Below are 19,964 nucleotides of genomic sequence, written 5' to 3' on the forward strand. Positions count from 1 at the left end.
TAAGGCGTTGCCTTAATATTAAGAAAGGTCAGGGATTATATATGGATTTGAACATGGTCAAGTATCTGGCAGAGCTTAGCAAGTTGGAATATTCCGATAAAGAGCTTGCAGCCACAGCCGAGCAGATGACTGATATTATTGATCTTATGGATACCGTAAAGGAAATCGACATTACCTATGACGATCTCAAGGACAATCACGATGTTTACCTCAACGATCTGAGAAAAGACGAGGTCATCGAATCTATGCCTACTTCAAAGGTCCTTTCAAATGCAGTGAATACAAACAACTGCTTTGTAGTGCCTAAGGTCGTAGAGTAAATTTAAAAGGAAGGTAGTGTGAAATTTGGACGTTTCTTCAATGAAAATCCGTGATATGCGTAAGGCTCTTGACAGTAAGGAAATTTCCGCTAAAGAGCTTGCACAGACATATTTTGAGAGAATAAAGAAATATGACGATAAGGTAAAGAGCTTTATCACTGTTACTGAGGAAAAGGCTCTGGAGCAGGCTGAAAAGGCTCAGGGCGTTATCGATAAGGGCGAAGCAAAGGCTCTCACAGGAATACCTGTGGCAGTAAAGGACAATATTTGTACAGAGGGCGTAAAGACCACCTGTGCGTCAAAAATGCTTGAAAACTTTGTTCCGCCTTATAATGCGACCGTTATGGAAAAGCTCGACGCTGAGAATATCGTAATGCTCGGCAAGACTTCTATGGACGAGTTCGCAATGGGAGGCTCTACACAGACCTCCGCTTTTGCAAAGACAAAGAATCCTTATGATCTTGACCGTGTACCGGGCGGCTCGTCAGGCGGATCTGCTGCGGCAGTTGCTGCGGGACTTGCACCTGTTGCTCTTGGTACTGATACAGGCGGATCTATCAGACAGCCTGCTGCTTTCTGCGGCGTAACAGGTATCAAGCCAACATACAGCAGAGTTTCAAGATTTGGTCTTGTGGCTTTCGCTTCATCTCTTGACCAGATAGGCTCTATCGGTCTTGACGCTCATGACTGTGCTATCCTTCTTAATGAGATATGCGGCTATGACTTCCATGACGGCACAAGCTCAAAGCTTGAAGTGCCTGACTTCACCGCAAAGATAGGCGAGTCAATGAAGGGCATGAAGATAGCACTCCCTAAGGAGTTCTATGCTGAAGGCATCAATGATGAAGTAAAGGCTGCCGTTTTAAAGGCTGCTGATGAATATAAGGCAATGGGCGCTGAGCTTATCGAGTGCTCAATGCCGTCACTTAAATATGCTGTTCCTTGTTATTATCTTCTTGCCTGCGCTGAGGCTGCTTCAAACCTGTCAAGATATGACGGTATCAAGTACGGTCACAGAACGCTTACAGCCGACAGCTATGAGGAGCTTATAATCAAGTCACGTTCAGAGGGCTTCGGCGAGGAAGTAAAGAGAAGGATACTTCTTGGAAACTATTGCCTGTCAAGCGGATATTATGACGCTTACTATAGAAAAGCAATGGCTCTCAGACAGCTTATAAGAAAAGAATACAACGATATATTCGAGAAGTGCGACGTTATTCTTACGCCGACAACTCCTGCTGTTGCATACAGCCCTGAGATGACTTCCGACCCTGTTCAGATGTATCAGGCTGATATATGCACAGTTACAGTAAATATCGCAGGTCTGCCTGCAATATCAACTCCTTGCGGCTATGACAGCAAGGGTATGCCTATCGGTATGTCTGTTATAGGCAGAAAGTTCGACGAGGCAACTATCATCAAGACTGCCGACGCATACGAAAAGGGCTTCAAGCCTGTTGCGCCAAAGCTTTAAGGGAGGTAAGACAAATGGAAAAATGGAGAACGGTCATCGGCCTTGAGATCCACGCCGAGCTGCTTACCAAAACTAAGATCTTTTGTAACTGCTCCGCTGAGTTCGGCGGTGCGCCAAATACAAGATGCTGCCCTGTATGTACAGGTATGCCCGGTACTCTGCCTATCATCAATCAGCAGGCTGTAGAGTATGCTGTAAAGGCAGGATATGCGCTCAACTGCGGTATCAACAAGTTTTCGGTATTCGACAGAAAGAACTACTTCTATCCTGACCTGCCAAAGGCATATCAGATATCACAGCTTTACAGACCTATCGTAGGTCCCGGCTATGTGCCTATCGAGGTGAACGGTCAGAAAAAGAATATAAGAATAAACCATATCCACCTTGAGGAAGACGCCGGTAAGCTCGTTCATGACGCTTTCAACGGAATCTCAATGGCTGACTATAACAGATGCGGTATCCCGCTTATCGAGATAGTTACTGAGCCTGATATAGCGTCGGCAGAAGAGGCAATGGCTTTCGTTGAGCAGATATCTCTGCTTTTGCAGTATGCAGGCGTTTGCGACTGTAAAATGGAGCAAGGCTCACTGAGATGCGACGTTAATATCTCTCTTATGAGACCTGACGCAACTGAGTTCGGTACTCGTGCGGAGATAAAGAACATCAACTCTATCAAGTCTGTTGGCAGAGCTATCAAGTATGAGGAAAAAAGACAGGCGCTTCTTCTTGAAGCCGGCAAAAAGGTCGTTCAGGAAACAAGACGTTACAACGCAAACAGAGATAAGACAACTTCAATGCGTACAAAGGAAAACGCTAACGATTATCGTTATTTCCCAGAGCCTGATATTCTTCAGGTAAACCTTACAGACGCTCAGCTTGACGAGATAAAGGCTAAGCTGCCTGAAATGCCAAGCAGCAGATTCAAGAGATACACTGAGGAATACGGTATTTCTGAGATAGACGCAAAAACGCTTATCCAAACAAAGATAATCTCAGATTTCTTTGAGAATGCACTTAAGAGATATAACAATCCTAAGAGCGTGGCTGTGTTCATTCTCGGCGAGTTTATGAGAAGAGTAAATCTGGGCGAGATAGATATAAACAATATCAGCTTCACACCTGAGGAGTTTGCAGAGCTTGTTGAAATGGCTGATACAGAGAAGGTATCAAAGAACGACGCTAAGACCGTGTTCAGAGCAATGGTAGAAGAGGGCGGCAAGCCTATGGACATTGCAAAGAGCAAGGGTATGCTCATCACTGTAGATACTGCAAAGGTCGAGACAGGCGTTGACGAGATACTGGCTGCAAATGCCGCACAGGTAGAGCAGTATAAGAACGGCGAAACAAAGGTGTTCGGCTTTATCATGGGTCAGTGTACAAAGGCTCTCAAGGGCGTTGCAACACCTAAGATAATCAAGGAAATTCTTGAAAGCAAGCTGAAAGCTGCCGCCGCAAGTGCCGCTTCTGATGCAGAGAAGAAAGAGGACGTAAAGGATAACGTTATCGACGCTTCAAAGCTCACAAAGTATGAGAACGCCGATAAATATGTACCTGAAAATGACGGCAAAATGCTTATGATAGATACGGCTGACGTCAAGAAAGAGTTTATGCTTGCTGACGCTAAGGCTAACATGGGCAAGGAAGTTGAGTTCTCAGGCTGTGTTCATAGAATAAAGAACATGGGCAGCATTGCCTTTATCGTTGTAAGAACCTCAAGAGATGTTATACAGACAGTTTACTCTGCCGACAACTGCAAGGATTCTATCGAGGGTCTGAGAGAGGGCTTCTTTGTAAACGTAAAGGGTATCGTTAAGGAAAACCCTAAGGATTTCAATGGTCTTGAAATAGAGCTTAATTCTATCAAGCTTATCTCAACGAACGCCGCTGAGCTTCCTTTAAAAATATCACAGGGCAGACTTAACTGCACAATAGAAGTAAACCTTGACAACCGTGCGGCTTCACTGAGAAACCCTTATGAGAGAGCTATATTCAAGCTGCAGGAGGGTCTTGTTCAGGGTATGCACAAGTTCATGCAGGCAAACAACTTCACTGAGATACACTCGCCAAAGATTGTTGCACAGGGTGCAGAGGGCGGCGCTAACATCTTCCGCCTTGACTACTTCGGCAAGTCTGCGTTCCTTAACCAGTCACCGCAGTTCTATAAGCAAATGGCTGTGGCATTCTTTGACAGAGTTTATGAGATAGCACCTGTATACAGAGCTGAAAAGCACGCTACTTCACGTCATATCAACGAGTATATCGGTCTTGATTTTGAAATGGGCTATATCGACAGTATGTATGACGTTATGAAAATGGAGATCGCAATGCTCAGATCCATTTTCGAGTATATCAAGGAGAACTATCAGAATGAGCTGAGAATACTTGACGCTGACGTTCCTGAGATAAAGGAAGTTCCGTCTATCAAGTTCGCTGACGCTATCGAACTGCTGAGAGGCGGCGAGGGAAGCGGCAAGAAGTTCGACCTTGACCCTGAGGACGAGGTAAACCTCGGCAAGTATGCCAAGGAAAAGTACGATTCAGACTTTATCTTTGTTACACACTTCCCATCATCAAAGCCTCCGTTCTATGCAATGAATTCAAGAGAAGACCCAAGAGAAGCATACAAGTTCGACCTTTTGTTCAGAGGACTTGAAATTACTTCGGGCGGTCAGAGAATACACGATTATAACGAGCAGGTAGAGAAGATGAAGGCTCAGGGACTTGACCCTGACGATTTCAAGAACTATCTTGAGGCTCACAAGTATGGTCTGCCACCTCACGGCGGACTTGGTATCGGTCTTGAAAGACTTCTCATGAAGCTTCTTAACAAGAACAACATCAGGGAAACATCACTGTTCCCAAGAGATATCAACAGACTTCTTCCATAGTCTGCAAATATGTTTATCAAAGAACGGGCAGGTCTGTCCGTTCTTTTTTGTATGGGCGACCTGAGGTCGTCCGCATATCACCATGCCATTTTTATGTTTTTTGCTTGGCGATAAGACGAAAACGGGACGTCGGGGGCGCCGTCCCCTACAGTATTTGAATATAAGCTGAATATTTGTCCAATAAGAATAGTATAATTCATTGATACTGATTCGGAGGACTGATATTCTTGAAAAAAATTCTTACTTTACTTATTTGTTTTTTGACCCTTTGCTCCTGCGGAGGTGATGTAAATTCCCAGAGGGACAGGCTTGTGACTATGGAAAAAGCATCGGTGATACCTGTGTGCGGAGAGAAAAACTACACTGATGTGGAAACGTCACACAAGCTTAATTATACTGTGCAGAAAGCTATATGGATATCCTATATTGACCTTGCTGATATGCTCATCGGGAAAAGTGCCGAGGAATTTCGTGAGAACTTTTCTCAGGCGTGTGAAAATGCTTTGAGCATAGGTTGTAATACGCTGTATGTCCACGTCAGACCTTTCGGGGACGCTATATATGATTCGGAACTTTATCCTGCATCAAGATATATAACAGGCATGGCAGGTGAGCAGGGTGACTTTGACCCGCTTGATATAATGATACAGACCGCACATGATAAGGGGCTTTCTTTTCACGCATGGATAAATCCTCTCAGGTGTGAGAATGAGGAATGTTTTCAGAATTATGACGATAGCTTTCTTCTGAAAAAATGGTATGATGAGGACAATGGCTATCTTGAAAGCGTTGAGGGCGACAGCCATTTGTGGCTCGACCCTGCTTATGATGAGGTAAGGCAGCTTATAGCAGAGGGTGCGGCGGAGCTTGCAGAAAATTATGATATTGACGGTATACATTTTGACGATTATTTTTATCCCACAACGGCTGAGGACTTTGACGCTCAGTGCTTTTCTGCCCAGACGGAGTTTGACGATCTGGCAAAATGGCGGCTGAACAATATCTCCCTTATGGTGGGGGAGATATACAGTGCGGTAAAAGAAGTGGATAAGGATATTCTGGTGGGAGTTTCGCCTCAGGGAAATATGGAAAATAATTATGAATATATGTACGCTGATGTGAAAAAGTGGTGTAGCGAGGAGGGGTATATAGACTACATTTGTCCGCAGATATACTTCGGTTATGAAAATTCTGTCAAGCCTTATGAGGATACCCTACAGCAGTGGGCTGATATCTGCACAACTGATGTTACGCTGGTGGCAGGTCTGGGAGTATATAAGATAGACAGTGAGAGTGAATTTTCTGAAAATATTGGCATTATCGGCAGGCAGATAAATGACGCCGTAGTTAGTTATAACTACGCAGGAGCGGCGGTATACGGCTATGCAAGCTTGTTTGGTGGCAGTGAAAGAGGTGCTCAGGAGCAGGAGTATATCGAAATTGCCTTTGATAAACTTGCTACATCTGCGAAATGATATGTGATATATAAATTATGGTATGTTAAATGTAAACAAATTGTGATATATTATTATAAAATTTATGGAAGTAAACAAAAAACTATTGAAATTTCTTTTTAAATATAGTATAATGTTATATGCTGTAAGGCGATAATAGAAAATGTTTTTGTATTATTTGCCTAAAACAATTTTATTTTGCTAATTATTCAGGGAGGGATTTTAGTGTACAAAATCGTAACAAGAAGACAGCTCAACGACGCTGTTGTTCTTATGGAGATCGACGCACCTTACATTGCCGCTAAGGCTGAAGCTGGTCAGTTCATCATCTACAGAGTTGATGAGAAGGGCGAGCGTGTTCCGCTCACTATCGCTGACTATGACAGAGAAAAGGGCACGATCACAATTATTTTTCAGGTAGTAGGTGCATCTACAACTGAGCTTGCAAGACTTAATGAGGGCGACTATATCCATGACGTTGTTGGTCCTCTCGGCGTTGCCACAGAGTATGACGAGGGTATCAAGAGAGTTGCAGTAGTAGGCGGAGGCGTTGGCTGTGCTATCGCTTACCCACAGGCTAAGAAACTCCACAGCATGGGCGTTGAGGTTGACCTTATCGCAGGCTTCAGAAGCAAGGATATCGTTATCCTCGAGGACGAAATGGGCAAGGCTTCTTCACATCTTCATATCTGTACAGACGATGGTTCATACGGCTATCACGGATTTGTTACAAACAAGCTTCAGGAGCTTATTGACGGTGGTGCTAAGTTTGACGAAGTTATCGCTATCGGACCAGTTCCAATGATGAAGTTCGTTTGCAAGGTAACAAAGCCTTATGATATCAAGACTCTCGTTTCACTCAACCCTATCATGATCGACGGCACAGGAATGTGCGGCGGATGTCGTGTAACTGTTGACGGCAAGATCAAGTATGCTTGCGTAGACGGCCCTGACTTTGACGGTCAGAAGGTAGATTTCGACGAGCTTATGAGAAGAAACTCAACTTATAAGGAGCAGGAAAAGGCTCACTTGTGCAGACTTACTGGAGGTGTAAGATAATGGCTAATATGAGTTTGACAAAGACTCCTATCGCAGAGCAGGAGCCAAAGGTAAGAGCTAGAAACTTCAAGGAAGTTACTTTGGGTTACACCCCTGAGCAGGCTATAGAAGAAGCTCAGAGATGTCTTAACTGTAAGCACAAGCCTTGTATGACAGGATGTCCTGTAAGCGTTAGGATCCCTGAGTTTATCGCAAAGGTAGCAGAGGGCAAGTTTGAAGAAGCTTATGCTATCATCAAGACAACAAATGCTCTGCCGGCTGTTTGCGGACGTGTATGTCCACAGGAGCATCAGTGTGAGGGCAAGTGTGTAAGAGGTATCAAGGGCGAGCCTGTCGGTATAGGCAGACTTGAGAGATTCTGTGCAGACTATATGATGGACAAGGCAGTTGCCGTAGAAAAGGCTGAACCAAACGGTCACAAGGTAGCTGTTGTCGGCGGTGGTCCTTCAAGCCTTACAGTTGCAGGCGACCTTGCTAAGCTTGGTTACGACGTAACTATCTATGAGGCATTCCATACAGCAGGCGGCGTTCTTATGTATGGTATCCCTGAGTTCAGACTTCCAAAGGCTATCGTTCAGCACGAGATAGACAATCTGACAAACATGGGCGTACATATCATGACAAACATGGTTATCGGCAGAGTTCTTTCTATCGACGAGCTTATGGGCATGGGCTATGAAGCTGTATTTGTAGGCTCAGGCGCAGGTCTTCCAAGATTCATGGGTATCGAGGGCGAAGGCCTTGTAGGTGTTTACTCTGCTAACGAGTACCTTACAAGAATCAACCTTATGAAGGCATACAAGGACGATTATGATACCCCTATCATGAAGTCAAAGAACGTAGCTGTTGTCGGCGGCGGTAACGTTGCTATGGACGCTGCTCGTTCTGCAATGAGACTTGGCGCTGAGCACGTTTATATCGTATACAGACGTTCAATGGACGAGCTTCCTGCAAGAAAGGAAGAGGTTCATCACGCTCAGGAAGAGGGCATCGAGTTCCTCGTTCTTAATAACCCTGTTAAGATAGTTGGCGACGAGAATGGTCACGTAAACGGCATGGAGTGCATCAAAATGGAGCTGGGCGAGCCTGACGCAAGCGGCAGAAGACGTCCTATCCCTATCGAGGGTTCAAACTTCATTCTTGACGTTGATACAGCTATCATGTCTATCGGTACATCACCTAACCCACTTATCAGAAGTACAACTCCCGGTCTTGAAACAAACGATCACGGCTGCCTTATCGTTGACGAGAACGAGTCAACAACTAAGGAAGGCGTTTACGCAGGCGGTGACGCTGTTACAGGCGCTGCTACTGTTATCCTCGCTATGGGCGCAGGCAAAAAGGCTGCCGCCGCTATCGACGAGTATATCAAGAACAAGAAATAATTTCTTGTAAATGAAAATTATTTGTTAAAAGGCTTGAAGTTTGTGCAAATATCTGATATACTAATATAGTATTATTAGATTTGGAGGTCTTTTGATGAATTTGTCAGCAATTATTTCAGTTTTGGCTGCTGAGCAGAGTTCACCTGCATCACTTGCCATGACTTTTATCCCACTGGTACTCATAATCGTGTTCTTCTATTTCTTTATTATCCGTCCGCAGAAAAAGCAGGATAAGAAAGACGCTGAGATGAGAGATAACCTTGAGATAGGTGACGAGGTCGTTACAAACGGCGGAATCGTTGGTATCGTGTTCTCCATCAAGGACGACACTGTTGTTATCGAAACAGGCGGCGACAGAAGTAAGATCCGTGTTAAAAAGTGGGCTATCGCTAAGAACGAAACAATTCATGACGGTGACGCAAAGTAAATATTGCTTTTAAGGGACGGGTAGTTTTATCCGTCCCTTTTTGTGTTCTTATTGTCCGTGGCTTTGAATATAATTTCTTTAGGATATTCAGTGTGGGGGTGCGGATATGAAAAATAACAGGCTTTTTGGGGGCAGAAAGCTTTCTTTGCTGTCGTCAACGGCGTTGTCTGCCTGCGTGGGGTGCGGTGCGATATTTGTTGCTGTGCTTGCTTTTGCGTATGTTATCACTAAGATAGATGCCACCGATCTTATGCTGTCGGTGATGTCAACAGCGGCACTTGGTATCGGGGCGTATGCAGGGGGATATGTCTGCGGAAAAAGGCAGCGTAGAAACGGTCTGCTGTCAGGTGTGCTGTGCGGAGTGTTCATTTTTCTTATCATTGTCATTCTCAGTGCACTGTTTTCAAAAGCTGCCGAAAGCTTTTCCGTGCCTGCAAAGCTTGTGCTTACACTTGTGTGTGCAGGCGTAGGCGGAGTTGTAGGGGTAAATTCTAAAAGCAGCCGTTTTTGATAAGGATAAATATTTATACTGCATTAACTATTCGTTCATAAAACATAGTGGGATATGTGGTATAATTAATGTAAATCAATTATTGGAGGTAAAATCCTATGAAACATATCAAGACGATCAATAAGGCTAATCTCAAGAAGACTGCTGCTAAGGGTGGCTGCGGCAAGTGTCAGGCATCATGTCAGTCAGCTTGCAAGACCTCCTGCACAGTTGCTAACCAGAAGTGCGAGAGAGAGGCTTAATATTCCGATCTTTCTGAGGCGTGCGAGCGTACACACGCCTTGCTAAAGGGACATTTTTATGTCCCTTTATTTTTGTATAAATTTGTATATGAATATAAATGTGAAAGGTGATTTTTAAATGATACACAAGTTTAAGCTTGGCGGCTTTAATGCACTGCTTGACGTGAACAGTGGCGGAGTACATATTATAGACGATCTGACATATGATCTGTTAGACAATGTTGAGCCGCCTTTTGAGGAGAAATGTCCTGAGGACGTTGTAAGAAAGCTGTCAAAGATGTATGACAGCAAGGATATCGAGGATTGCTATGAGGAGATAGTTTCTCTTTATAATGACAAGATATTGTTCAGCGAGGATGATTACGAAAAGTATGCCCTGTCTGCTGTGGCTTCGCCTATCAAGGCTATGTGTTTGCATATTGCTCACGACTGTAACCTGAGATGTAAATACTGCTTTGCGTCAACAGGCGATTTTGGTCAGGGCAGAATGCTCATGGACTATGAAACAGGCAAGCGTGCTATAGATTTTCTTATAGAGCGTTCAGGAGACAGAAAATTTCTTGAGGTGGACTTCTTCGGCGGTGAGCCGTCACTAAATTTCGGTACGGTAGAAAAGCTTGTTGAGTATGCACGTTCACAGGAGGAGCCACACAATAAAAAGTTCAGATTTACTGTTACCACAAACGGTGTACACCTCACTGACGAGATGATAGACTTTATCAACAAGGAAATGTACAACGTTGTTCTGTCTATCGACGGAAGAAAAGAAGTCAATGACAGAATGAGAGTGCGTGTTGACGGCACGGGAAGCTATGACAGGATAATCCCTAACTTCAAGCGACTTGTGGACAAGCGTCCTAAGAACAAGGACTGGTATGTAAGAGGCACTTACACAAAGTATAATCTTGACTTCTCAAATGATGTAATGCACCTTTATGACCTTGGATTCGACCAGATATCCGTTGAGCCTGTTATGGCTGACCCTAGCGAGCCTTATGCTATCACTGAGGCTGACCTGCCGAGGATCTTCAAGGAGTATGAGATACTTTCCGAGAAGATACAGAAGATAAGGGACGAGGGCAAGTTCATAAACTTCTTCCATTTTATGATAGACCTCGACCAAGGCCCTTGCGCAATCAAAAGACTTAGGGGCTGTGGAAGCGGAAACGAGTATGTTTCTGTTACACCTGACGGCGATATTTACCCATGTCATCAGTTCGTTGGTATCACTGAGTTCAAAATGGGCAATCTCTATGACGGCACATTTAACGAGGAAATGAAAGATATGTTTGCTCACGCACACGTTTACAACAAGCCTGAGTGCAAGAAGTGCTGGGCAAAGTTCTATTGCAGTGGCGGTTGCAATGCAAACAACTACATTTACGCAGGTGATATCCACAATGCGCACAAGCTGTCATGTCAGATACAGAAGAAGCGTCTTGAATGTGCTATCATGATGAAGGCTGTTAAAATGCTCGACGGCGCAGAATGAATATAAATGTTTTGTAAATTTTACGCATGGTAACTTTTGTGTACATATATAAACTTAATATGTACTAAAACGTTTGAAGTTTAACAAAAAAATTTATTGAATAATCGTTTTAAAAAGCACGGAATAACAAATGACGTTATTCCGTGCTTTCTGCTGTTATTACATAGTATGATAATGTCGGAAAATAGCAGAATGTGTCTGACGTGTTAATAAGTATTAAGATAAATATAATGTATACTAAGCTGGTAGCTTATTGACAAAGCGGGTCGAATTTAGTATAATATTGACATAAACAAAAGGTGCTTGGCGGTCATGTTACCGCAAATCGGCTATAACGAGCGCCCTCTGTATCGGACAGTATAAAACGACAAATTATTATGAAAAGGACGAAGAGATATGAAAACTAACGAAAAGAAGAATACTTCTGCTAAGAAAAAACTTATACCTGCAGTTGCAATGCTCACAACTTCCGCTGTAATGCTTTCTACTGCTACTTATGCTTGGTTTACGCTCAGCAAGACTGCTGAAGTTACAGGGCTTAACCTTGCCGCTACAGCGGGTGGCTCACTTGAAATTTCACTCGGACAGGTTGACAATGGTGTTTTGAGTTCATCTGATTTGACTCCTACAGCTGACAACATTTCTTGGGTAAGCACAGTTGATATTGGTCAGTATTATGAAAAAGTTGGAAAATTGAAGCCGGCTTCAACAGTTGATGGTAATAGCTTGTTCTACGCTGAGGATAGTGGTATATACGCTGGTGGTAGAGCTGTTATGGCTGATACTAAGGTTAAAGCCGCAACTGATGAAGCAACTTTGACAGCGAGAACTACAACCGCAAATACAGCTCTTGCAACAGATGAAGCTTCTGGTGCTGACGGATATTATGTTGACGTTCCAATGTGGATAAGGTCAACAAAACAGACTAAACAGGACGTTCAGTGTCGTGTTACAATTAAGAATAAGGATAGTGAGAATAATACTGAAAATGATTTGCAAAAAGCAGTTAGAGTTGCTGTTTTGCCGTTGAAAACTGCAACTGAGGCAAATGATAGTACAACAGTTACAAATACTTTATCTGTTACAAAAGCTAGTGCAGTTGCTGGCTATGCAGATACAAAGTACACTCTTCTTGGCGATAAAGCGAGTGTATTTGGTCTTAATTGGGACAACTACACGGATAATAAGGGTATAAAGACAACAGAGGGTGCTAATTATGGTGCTAAACTTGATACCATTACTTTTACCAAGGGTACAGCACAAAAAGCCGTTCCAACTAGCAGAGATAGCTTGGACAATCTTACTACTGTATTTGAACTTGCTGGTGCAGGAAACAACGAGTATTCAGTTGAGGGCTTTGTTGTAAGAGTATGGATTGAGGGCGAAAGCAAATTCTGTAATGATGCAACTGCAAATCAGGATTGGACAATTCAGCTCGATTTCCAGGCAAAGGATAACGCAGGCAACTAATCAACAAACAATAAAACAAAAAAGACGCCGAAGAAATTCGGCGTTTTTTGGTAAATGGGCATAAAAAATAATTTTCCATATTTGGGGAAATATCCCGATTTTTCTTTACTTTTTGTCGAAAATATGCTATAATAAAACATTGGAACAGGAAAGGAAGTGACTTGCTTTGAACGGTAATTCAACAGTTGACGGTGTTCGTGCCGTGGAGCTTTTCTATAGACCTATAAAAAATACCGACAGCGGCAGGGTCACTTTTTTGCAGTCGCAAACAAGGCTAAATTCACCTGCTATGGGAACGCTTATGCCTGCGGATTATCTCCCTGTGGCTCAGCTTTCCGACCGATGTGTTAGCATTTTCAAGCTTGCTTTCGTTCAGCTCTTGCAGGCTTTGGGCAAGTTTCACGAAAGGGAAGTGGACGTTGATTGGGCAAGCGTGTTCATGCCTGCAAGATTTTTAAGGCAGACGGAAGCTCCGAGAGTTGCGGCAGATTATTGCGATAAGTTTGGCGTGAAGTATGAGCGTGTCTGCTTTGAGTTGTCGCCTGATGTGCTTGATGAAGCTGACAGCACAGCGGCAGATAACGTGGCTCTTATGAGAAGACAGGGCTTTCATTTTCTGCTTACAGGCTTCGGCACTGAGGGCTTTAAAATGCTGAAAACAGCCGAGTTCAAGGTGGATAATATCATGCTTGACGGCTCAGTGGCTCAGGTTCTCGGTAAGAGCGACAGGTATGATACCTGCGTGAACTCTCTGCTGAATTTCGTTTTTGACCTTAATGCTGAGGTCATAGCTGACGGAATTACTGATGATAAGCAGGTGAAACAGCTCAGCGGTATGCAGTGCCTTTACTATTCGGGAGAAAATGCAGGAAAATATATTGCGGAAAGATACGTTCGCAATAGAAATGAGTAATAAACGGGTGATACGGTTTTGGACGGTAAAAATACAGATAAAAATACAAGAGTAGTCGATACCCTTGCACTTCGCAGGACCGCCAAGGAAGCTAAACGCTATGTGGTATTGATGAGATTGCTTAAAATACTTGCCATTATACTTATCGCTATCGTGGCGGCGGCCTATGCGGTGTCTTATTTTTACGACAAGTACGGTAGCTTTACAGTTAAGATAAGTAAGTATGATATGATAGATCAGGGGCTTACTCTTTCGGAAACTCCTGACTATACCACGAGCAATTCAAGGCTCAATGCGGATATCCTCTACGATATGACAAATATCAGCGGCGAAGATCTCCCTGATAATATCGACAAGATAAACGGCAGCCATAATGGCGAGGGGTATATAGCTTATACTTTCTATCTCATAAATTCCGGTAAAGACACACTTAGCTATGACAGCGAAATGACTATCGAGAACGTCACGAACGGTGTTGATGAAGCTGTCAGAGTGGAGCTTTTCGTGAATGGAGAGAAAACTGTTTATGGTAAAACAAAGTCTGACGGCAGCGGTAAGGAAAGCGATTGCGACAAGGAGTTCGCCTCCTCTACTGAGGTCATGAAGGACCGACGTGAAAAGCTTGGTCCTGGTGAGAAAGACAAGTATACAGTGGTTATATGGCTTGAGGGAAATGACCCTGATTGTGTTGACAAAATAATCGGTGGCACAATGAAGCTTGGTATGAATTTCAAGATCGTTGAAACAACTTAAAAAATTAGAAGGGAGGAAGCCTCGGGTTTCCGAGGTTTTGAATTATGAAAAAAGCTTTGAAGATCGTTTTTAATGTTATCGCATGGGTGGTGCTTATCTTTGCACTGCTTATAACAATTCTCGTGTTCTCGTCCGATAAGAATAATGGTACGGCAAGTCTGCTGGGATATATCCCGCTCACAGTTGAATCTGACTCAATGAAGCCAACTTTCAAAAAAGGCGACCTTATTATCTCAAAGGAAATAGACGATATCAATTCTCTGAAAAAGGGCGACGTTATCACTTTCTGGACTCTTATAGAGGGCAAAAAGGTGAAGAATACCCACCGTATCGCAGAGGTACTCAATGATAACGGCTCTGTAGGCTTTATCACACGAGGCGACGCTAATAACATAGATGATACATACACTGTTTATGCAGGTGATATAATCGGTCAGTGGAAAGGTGCAAAAATAGGCGGTTTCGGCAAGGTAATGGATTTTCTCAGAACAAAAACGGGATTTTTCATTTGCATACTTCTGCCGATAGCACTGTTTTTCCTCTTTGAGCTTTATAAGCTTATCGCAACCATAATCGAGATAAAGCGTCCTGCTATCACAGAGAGCGATGAGGAAGAAATAAAAAGACGTGCAGTTGAGGAATACCTTGCACAGCAGAAGGAACAGGAAGAGGAAAATGCACAGCAGGAGAAAAATGATAAATAACTGCTGCTTGGGTGATACATTATGAATGGATTTCTGAAATGGTTTTTTGTTTTCATGTCGTCAATGCTTGCAGGCTTTGGGCAGATCTTCAAGGGTCTGTGGAACGGCATAAAACAGATCTTCAATATAAAAAACTACATAAGGATATTCAAGACCTACTCGGCAGACTTTGGTGCGCTGGGCTGGATACTTTCTGTGCTTGCAATTATCGTTGTTGTGGCTATTTTTGTGCTTATTATTTTTATGATAGTGCTTGCTGTGAGAAAGTACATAAGATTCAGACACTCTATCGTCAGCAACGAGGATCTTATCGAAGAGATATCTGACCTGCAGCGTCAGGTGGTCAAAATGACTAAGGAAAAAGATGAGATCATGGCAATGAAGGTGGCTCAGCTTGGCGTATATGATAACACCGCTCTTGCAGAGGGTGAAACAAAGCTTGCAGAGGGCGAGCAGATGCCTGCACAGGGCGAAGCTCAAACCATTGTGGACGGCGTTGTTCAGACAGCAGACTGCCGTTTTTCAAAGCTTATCGAGGTGGACAATTTCTACAAGACATACGAGCCGCCTGCTTACAATAATGACATCACCCTTAGCGGTATCTGCGAAGCATACAGAAACTTTGCCTGCTCAAGAATGCACCTTTATTATGACATAAAAACTATCCGACTTTTCATTGCAGGCATGGCTTCAACAAAGCTCATTATCCTGCAAGGTATCTCTGGTACAGGTAAAACATCTTTGCCATATTCATTCGGTAAGTTCTTGCAGAAAGATACCACTATTGCTTCTGTTCAGCCGTCATGGCGTGACAGAACTGAGCTTTTTGGCTACTTCAACGAGTTCACGAAGAACTTTAATGAAACAGAAGTCCTCAAAAGAATTTATTCTTCTGAATACAATGACGATGTAAACTTCATACTCCTCGACGAGATGAACATTGCGAGAGTGGAATATTACTTTGCAGAAATGCTCTCGATTCTTGAAATGCCTGATCCTGCCGAGTGGGAGCTTGATCTTGTTCCTAACGTGTGGAGCACCGACCCTGTTCGCCTTGACAAAGGCAAGTTGCGTATTCCGCAGAACATTTGGTATATCGGTACTGCCAACAACGACGATTCCACGTTCACTATCTCAGATAAGGTATACGACCGTGCGCAGCCTATCAATCTTGACGCAAAGGGAGTTGCCTTTGACGCTCCTGACACGCCGCCTATGAATTTAAGCTTTGAACATCTTGATACACTTTTCAAGGAAGCTTTTCAAATGTATCCTGTTTCACAGGACAGTCTGAAAAAGATACAGCAGCTTGACCTGTGGGTGATCGAAAAGCTGAGAGTGGCTTTCGGTAACCGTATACTTAAACAGATGAACCTGTTTGTTCCTGTATATGTTGCCTGCGGTGGAGAGGAGCTTGACGGCATTGACTATGTGCTTGCCACAAAGATATTCAGAAAATTTGAGTCGCTTAACTTGGCAATGCTAAGAGAAGAGCTGAAAGAGTTTTGCACCTATATGCAGAAGCTTTTTGGCAGAAACACCATGAAAGAGTCTATAGCATATCTTGAAAGATTGCAAAAGCTGTACTAAAATTTGTACTCATAAATTTTGAGAGGAGGGACGGGCATGAGCGAATACAACGAACAGCGTGCAGCTTTTGATAATGCTGTAAAGACGCTTGACGGCAATAACAGCTTTGCGGCAGCCCGTGCCTTGCTTCTTTCGGGCGAAAAAACTGTATCCTTTAATCGTAAGATAATCGAGAAGAATATTGATTCGTCCTGGCTCACAGAGATAGAAAAAGCTCTGCCACATCTTGATACGGTAATAAGAAATCCCAGAAACACCATTAAAGAAGTGGAAGAGATCGTGCCTATCGCTATGTCAAGGAAGATAACGGTAGAGTCCATAAAACATCTGGGACAGCATACCGATCTTATTCAGGATATCGACAAAAAGACAGGAAAGATAACTCCGTCAAAGATACTCAACATTCATAAAGAGGAAACTCTCGATACATATGAAAATAGATTTGTAAATACCCTTATCGACAGGCTATACATTTTTATAAATATAAGATACAATAAGCTTGTCCAGACCGCAGAGGCGCAGGAGGCTTATTCTTTTAATTACGATACCGTGGCTGACAGCGGCGACGGCAGAAAGGTCAACATAAGTTTTAAGATAGAAACTGTTGACAGTCTTGCCGGCGGCAGCAAGGATACTAACGTTTGGACAAGGCTTGAAAAGGTAAAAAAGGCTATCGAGGGCTATAAAGGCTCAGTGCTTTGTACCACTCTTGGCAACGCTTTTATCAGACCGCCTGTTATGAGAACAAACGCTATCACCAAAAATGTGGACCTTATGGCGTGTCTTACCCTTTGGCAGTTTATCGAAAGCTACGATAAGGCAGGCTACGAGGTCAACGTTTCCGATACTGCACAAAGACCTGATGATTCTTATATTGAGGATATATACGGTCTGACGGCAATGAACTATATGCTTTTCCGCTCCTATACTCATGGGGCAGACAAGCCGGAGAAGCTTAAAACCATACAGAGCAAGACCCTCGCACCAAAGGTTGTCAGGCGTTTTGATAAGCAGACGTCTGATAAATATGATGTCATAGTTGGCGAGGGCGAACAAAGTAGTGCAAGTAAGACAGATATGGGTATGACTGCCGAAGATGAGGGAAACCTTACGGCAGAGCTTGACCGTATAGTTGAGATAGAAAAGCAGTTTCTCAAAGACGAGGAAGACCGTAAGAGGGCTGAGGAGATTGCGGCTGCAGAAGCTGAAAGAAAGCGTGCCGAGCAGGAGAAACTTGAGCGTCAGTTGCGTGAGGAAGAAGAGCGCATAAGGCTGGAGCATGAGGAAGCTGAACGCAGACGATTGGAGCTTATCCAAAAACAGCAGGCAGAGCAGGCTGCAAGAGAAAAGGCGGAGCGTGAGGAACGTGAACGCCGTGAAAAAGAGGAAGAGATCAAGCAGATCGCAAGACGCAAAAGGCAAATGGAAGAGCGTCAGCGCCGTGAAGAGGAGCAGCGTGTCCGTGAGGAAAGAGCCAGGATCCGAGAGGAGAAAAAGCTCGTCCGCAGCAGCCTTGGATCTGCTATGGATCAGCAGATCAGCACGAATGAAGAAGCTGTGTCTGCAAGCTTTGTGTCAGAGTATGAGTCCCCTGAGATCGCTGCAAAAAAGGCGAAAGAAGCACAACAGCAGCGTGAGCAGGAACGCCGTGAGCGTGAACGTGCTGAGCGTCTTAAAGCTGAACGTGAAAGCTTTGAGAATAAAAATATCAATGAGATATTTAAAGAATATTCCAAAAATCCATATTACATGGCAAAACGTGGCATAACATATGTTCTGGCTCACGCATTTGGTATCATACCTGTTGTGACGGATAATCCGGACTATATTAGAATGCTCAAAGTCAAGAAGGAAAAAGAACTGGCTGAGGCAGAGAGAAAACGTGCAGAGCGTGAAATTGAGATCATTTATGAAAAATATGCTCCGTATCTGAAATATGATGTAAAGAGGCGTATAAAAAACAGGCAGTTTAAAAAGAGAAAACGTCTTGAGCGAAAGAACAGACCGCCAAGACCATATATTCCGCCACAGCGCACCGCTGAGGAGCAGAAAGCTATCGACACTGAGATGAAGAGGCTTTACAAGGAGTATCATGTTTCAGCAGTTGGCAGAATGGCAAGGCATTTGAAAGAGAAATATAGCAAACAATAACACGGAGGGAGAGTCGTTATCATCGGCAAGGCGTTGAGGAGAGTAAAAATAGCTTTGACAATACTTGGCTCTGCTGTGTTTGCGGCACTGCTGAGTGTGACGGTGTACATAATGGTCTGCGGCTGTATCGGCAAAACAGCAAGCATTTTTGGTTACAGCGTACTGAAGGTCGTGAGCGGAAGTATGGAGCCGTCTATACATGAGGGCGACTATATTTACATCAAAAGGACGGATACTGACAGCTTAAAGGCAGGGGATATCATTTCGTTCTACTCTCAGGATGATAGTATTAAAGGCGAGATAAATACTCACAGGATATCTGAGGTTTTGAGCGACGGCACTTTTGTTACTAAAGGCGATGCTAACAAAATAGAGGACAGCGTGACGGTGCAAAAAGACAGCATTATTGGAAAATACTATGGAAAGCTCAGATTTTTCAAATGGCTTGGGTCTTTTGCATCGGGAAAAAAGTTGCTTATGCTGTTGGTGATAATCCCAACCGTTTTCATGGCTGTGTATGAGGTGAAAACTATCGCTGAGATAAAAATATATTCAAACCGTGAGGAAGCCTTGAAAGCGGCTGAAAAAGAAAAAGAAAAGCTTATGCGTGAGGCTGTTGAAAAGGAAGTTCAGCGGCTGAAAATGCAGGAAAATGAGAAAAAGGAGGCGAACAGCTTTGAATCAGGAAAAGATAATGAAGGCTAAAATGATAACGGCTATCATTATTTGTATTGCGGCAATAGCAGGGCTGTTTGTTTTCATAGGGCTTTATATGGACAAGTCCGAGGAAGTCAGAAAGACTTACATTGCTAAGTATATGGAAAATCTGTCTGCCGCCTCTGAGGAGATAGACACTTATCTTGAAAGCGGCAAGGATCTTCCAACAAGATATAACATGATACTTTCGGACATGGGTGCGGCAAGGTCGCTGGTGTTTCTTATCGACGATTACACTGATGAGCAGAAGGCTATAAATGAGCTTCATTACTGCTTTGTGAAGTACCCCGAACAAATGCAGGGCAAGCTTGAGGACGTAAAAAAAGCACTTGACCATATCACCGAAAATCTTGACAAAGGCTATAGGGAAGTCAACGAGATAGTTGATTCGGTTGATAAAATGGGAAATTAATG

General features: G+C 43.5%; 18 protein-coding genes. All 18 read left to right on the forward strand.

Annotated features, from left to right (window positions below; all coding sequences use genetic code 11):
- The first annotated feature begins 41 nt into the window (after positions 1-41).
- The 18 genes from gatC to DW015_RS07190 all read left to right on the forward strand — a co-directional run bounded on the left by gatC (position 42) and on the right by DW015_RS07190 (position 19,962).
- Positions 42-320 carry an Asp-tRNA(Asn)/Glu-tRNA(Gln) amidotransferase subunit GatC gene (gatC, locus tag DW015_RS07105; protein WP_038671608.1) on the forward strand — a complete coding sequence of 93 codons (279 nt, stop codon included), beginning with the start codon at positions 42-44 and terminating at the stop codon, positions 318-320.
- Positions 321-360: 40 nt separating this feature from the next.
- Positions 361-1,794, forward strand: a complete 1,434-nt coding sequence (gatA, locus tag DW015_RS07110) for an Asp-tRNA(Asn)/Glu-tRNA(Gln) amidotransferase subunit GatA (protein ID WP_117905141.1) — start codon at positions 361-363, stop codon at positions 1,792-1,794.
- A gap of 14 nt (positions 1,795-1,808) precedes the next feature.
- Positions 1,809-4,682 carry an Asp-tRNA(Asn)/Glu-tRNA(Gln) amidotransferase subunit GatB gene (gene gatB / locus DW015_RS13905; protein ID WP_181979869.1) on the forward strand — a complete coding sequence of 958 codons (2,874 nt, stop codon included), beginning with the start codon at positions 1,809-1,811 and terminating at the stop codon, positions 4,680-4,682.
- 317 nt (positions 4,683-4,999) lie between these two features.
- Positions 5,000-6,157: a family 10 glycosylhydrolase gene (locus DW015_RS07120; RefSeq protein ID WP_207659364.1), complete on the forward strand. Its 1,158-nt coding sequence runs from the start codon at positions 5,000-5,002 to the stop codon at positions 6,155-6,157.
- Between the two features lie 204 nt (positions 6,158-6,361).
- The gene (locus tag DW015_RS07125; RefSeq protein ID WP_046440370.1) at positions 6,362-7,195 is read left to right on the forward strand and encodes a sulfide/dihydroorotate dehydrogenase-like FAD/NAD-binding protein; all 834 of its coding nucleotides are present in this window, start codon (positions 6,362-6,364) and stop codon (positions 7,193-7,195) included.
- A complete protein-coding gene (gltA, locus tag DW015_RS07130) occupies positions 7,195-8,580 on the forward strand; it encodes an NADPH-dependent glutamate synthase (RefSeq protein WP_117892367.1) in 1,386 nt (461 codons plus the stop codon). Before DW015_RS07125 ends, gltA begins: the two co-directional genes overlap by 1 nt.
- 94 nt (positions 8,581-8,674) lie before the next feature.
- Positions 8,675-9,007 (forward strand): preprotein translocase subunit YajC, encoded by a 333-nt coding sequence (gene yajC, locus DW015_RS07135; protein WP_022287272.1) that lies wholly within the window; start codon positions 8,675-8,677, stop codon positions 9,005-9,007.
- Between the two features lie 106 nt (positions 9,008-9,113).
- Complete coding sequence (locus DW015_RS07140) at positions 9,114-9,518, forward strand: TIGR04086 family membrane protein (RefSeq protein WP_117905143.1); 405 nt, start codon at positions 9,114-9,116, stop codon at positions 9,516-9,518.
- Between the two features lie 98 nt (positions 9,519-9,616).
- Positions 9,617-9,760, forward strand: coding sequence for a six-cysteine ranthipeptide SCIFF (gene scfA / locus DW015_RS07145; protein WP_013498654.1), 144 nt, complete (start codon positions 9,617-9,619; stop codon positions 9,758-9,760).
- A gap of 118 nt (positions 9,761-9,878) precedes the next feature.
- On the forward strand, positions 9,879-11,252 hold the full coding sequence (gene scfB / locus DW015_RS07150; RefSeq protein WP_117905144.1) for a thioether cross-link-forming SCIFF peptide maturase: 1,374 nt from the start codon (positions 9,879-9,881) through the stop codon (positions 11,250-11,252).
- A 396-nt stretch (positions 11,253-11,648) separates the two neighbouring features.
- Positions 11,649-12,722, forward strand: coding sequence for a hypothetical protein (locus DW015_RS07155; protein WP_046440377.1), 1,074 nt, complete (start codon positions 11,649-11,651; stop codon positions 12,720-12,722).
- Between the two features lie 166 nt (positions 12,723-12,888).
- Complete coding sequence (locus DW015_RS07160) at positions 12,889-13,635, forward strand: EAL domain-containing protein (RefSeq protein WP_117905145.1); 747 nt, start codon at positions 12,889-12,891, stop codon at positions 13,633-13,635.
- A gap of 18 nt (positions 13,636-13,653) precedes the next feature.
- Positions 13,654-14,388, forward strand: coding sequence for a hypothetical protein (locus tag DW015_RS07165; RefSeq protein ID WP_117905146.1), 735 nt, complete (start codon positions 13,654-13,656; stop codon positions 14,386-14,388).
- 44 nt (positions 14,389-14,432) lie between these two features.
- Entirely contained in the window at positions 14,433-15,092 is a 660-nt protein-coding gene (locus tag DW015_RS07170) for a signal peptidase I (RefSeq protein ID WP_117905147.1), read from the forward strand.
- A 21-nt stretch (positions 15,093-15,113) separates the two neighbouring features.
- Positions 15,114-16,682 (forward strand): hypothetical protein, encoded by a 1,569-nt coding sequence (locus DW015_RS07175; RefSeq protein WP_117905148.1) that lies wholly within the window; start codon positions 15,114-15,116, stop codon positions 16,680-16,682.
- A gap of 36 nt (positions 16,683-16,718) precedes the next feature.
- Complete coding sequence (locus tag DW015_RS07180) at positions 16,719-18,833, forward strand: DUF2357 domain-containing protein (RefSeq protein WP_117905149.1); 2,115 nt, start codon at positions 16,719-16,721, stop codon at positions 18,831-18,833.
- A 54-nt stretch (positions 18,834-18,887) separates the two neighbouring features.
- Complete coding sequence (locus tag DW015_RS07185) at positions 18,888-19,538, forward strand: signal peptidase I (protein WP_117905150.1); 651 nt, start codon at positions 18,888-18,890, stop codon at positions 19,536-19,538.
- Positions 19,510-19,962 carry a hypothetical protein gene (locus tag DW015_RS07190; protein WP_117905151.1) on the forward strand — a complete coding sequence of 151 codons (453 nt, stop codon included), beginning with the start codon at positions 19,510-19,512 and terminating at the stop codon, positions 19,960-19,962. The genes DW015_RS07185 and DW015_RS07190 overlap by 29 nt, the downstream gene beginning before the upstream one ends.
- Positions 19,963-19,964: the final 2 nt, after the last annotated feature.

The organism is Ruminococcus sp. AF37-20 (assembly GCF_003460465.1).
GTDB classification, from domain to species: domain Bacteria; phylum Bacillota; class Clostridia; order Oscillospirales; family Ruminococcaceae; genus Hominimerdicola; species Hominimerdicola aceti.

Coding starts and splice junctions, on each gene's coding strand:
- DW015_RS07175 (WP_117905148.1), top strand. CDS start 15,114: ATGAATGGATTTCTGAAATGGTTTTTTGTTTTCATGTCGTCAATGCTT.
- scfA (WP_013498654.1), top strand. CDS start 9,617: ATGAAACATATCAAGACGATCAATAAGGCTAATCTCAAGAAGACTGCT.
- DW015_RS07140 (WP_117905143.1), top strand. CDS start 9,114: ATGAAAAATAACAGGCTTTTTGGGGGCAGAAAGCTTTCTTTGCTGTCG.
- gatA (WP_117905141.1), top strand. CDS start 361: ATGAAAATCCGTGATATGCGTAAGGCTCTTGACAGTAAGGAAATTTCC.
- DW015_RS07155 (WP_046440377.1), top strand. CDS start 11,649: ATGAAAACTAACGAAAAGAAGAATACTTCTGCTAAGAAAAAACTTATA.
- DW015_RS07170 (WP_117905147.1), top strand. CDS start 14,433: ATGAAAAAAGCTTTGAAGATCGTTTTTAATGTTATCGCATGGGTGGTG.
- DW015_RS07180 (WP_117905149.1), top strand. CDS start 16,719: ATGAGCGAATACAACGAACAGCGTGCAGCTTTTGATAATGCTGTAAAG.
- DW015_RS07120 (WP_207659364.1), top strand. CDS start 5,000: ATGGAAAAAGCATCGGTGATACCTGTGTGCGGAGAGAAAAACTACACT.
- gatB (WP_181979869.1), top strand. CDS start 1,809: ATGGAAAAATGGAGAACGGTCATCGGCCTTGAGATCCACGCCGAGCTG.
- scfB (WP_117905144.1), top strand. CDS start 9,879: ATGATACACAAGTTTAAGCTTGGCGGCTTTAATGCACTGCTTGACGTG.
- gatC (WP_038671608.1), top strand. CDS start 42: ATGGATTTGAACATGGTCAAGTATCTGGCAGAGCTTAGCAAGTTGGAA.
- gltA (WP_117892367.1), top strand. CDS start 7,195: ATGGCTAATATGAGTTTGACAAAGACTCCTATCGCAGAGCAGGAGCCA.
- yajC (WP_022287272.1), top strand. CDS start 8,675: ATGAATTTGTCAGCAATTATTTCAGTTTTGGCTGCTGAGCAGAGTTCA.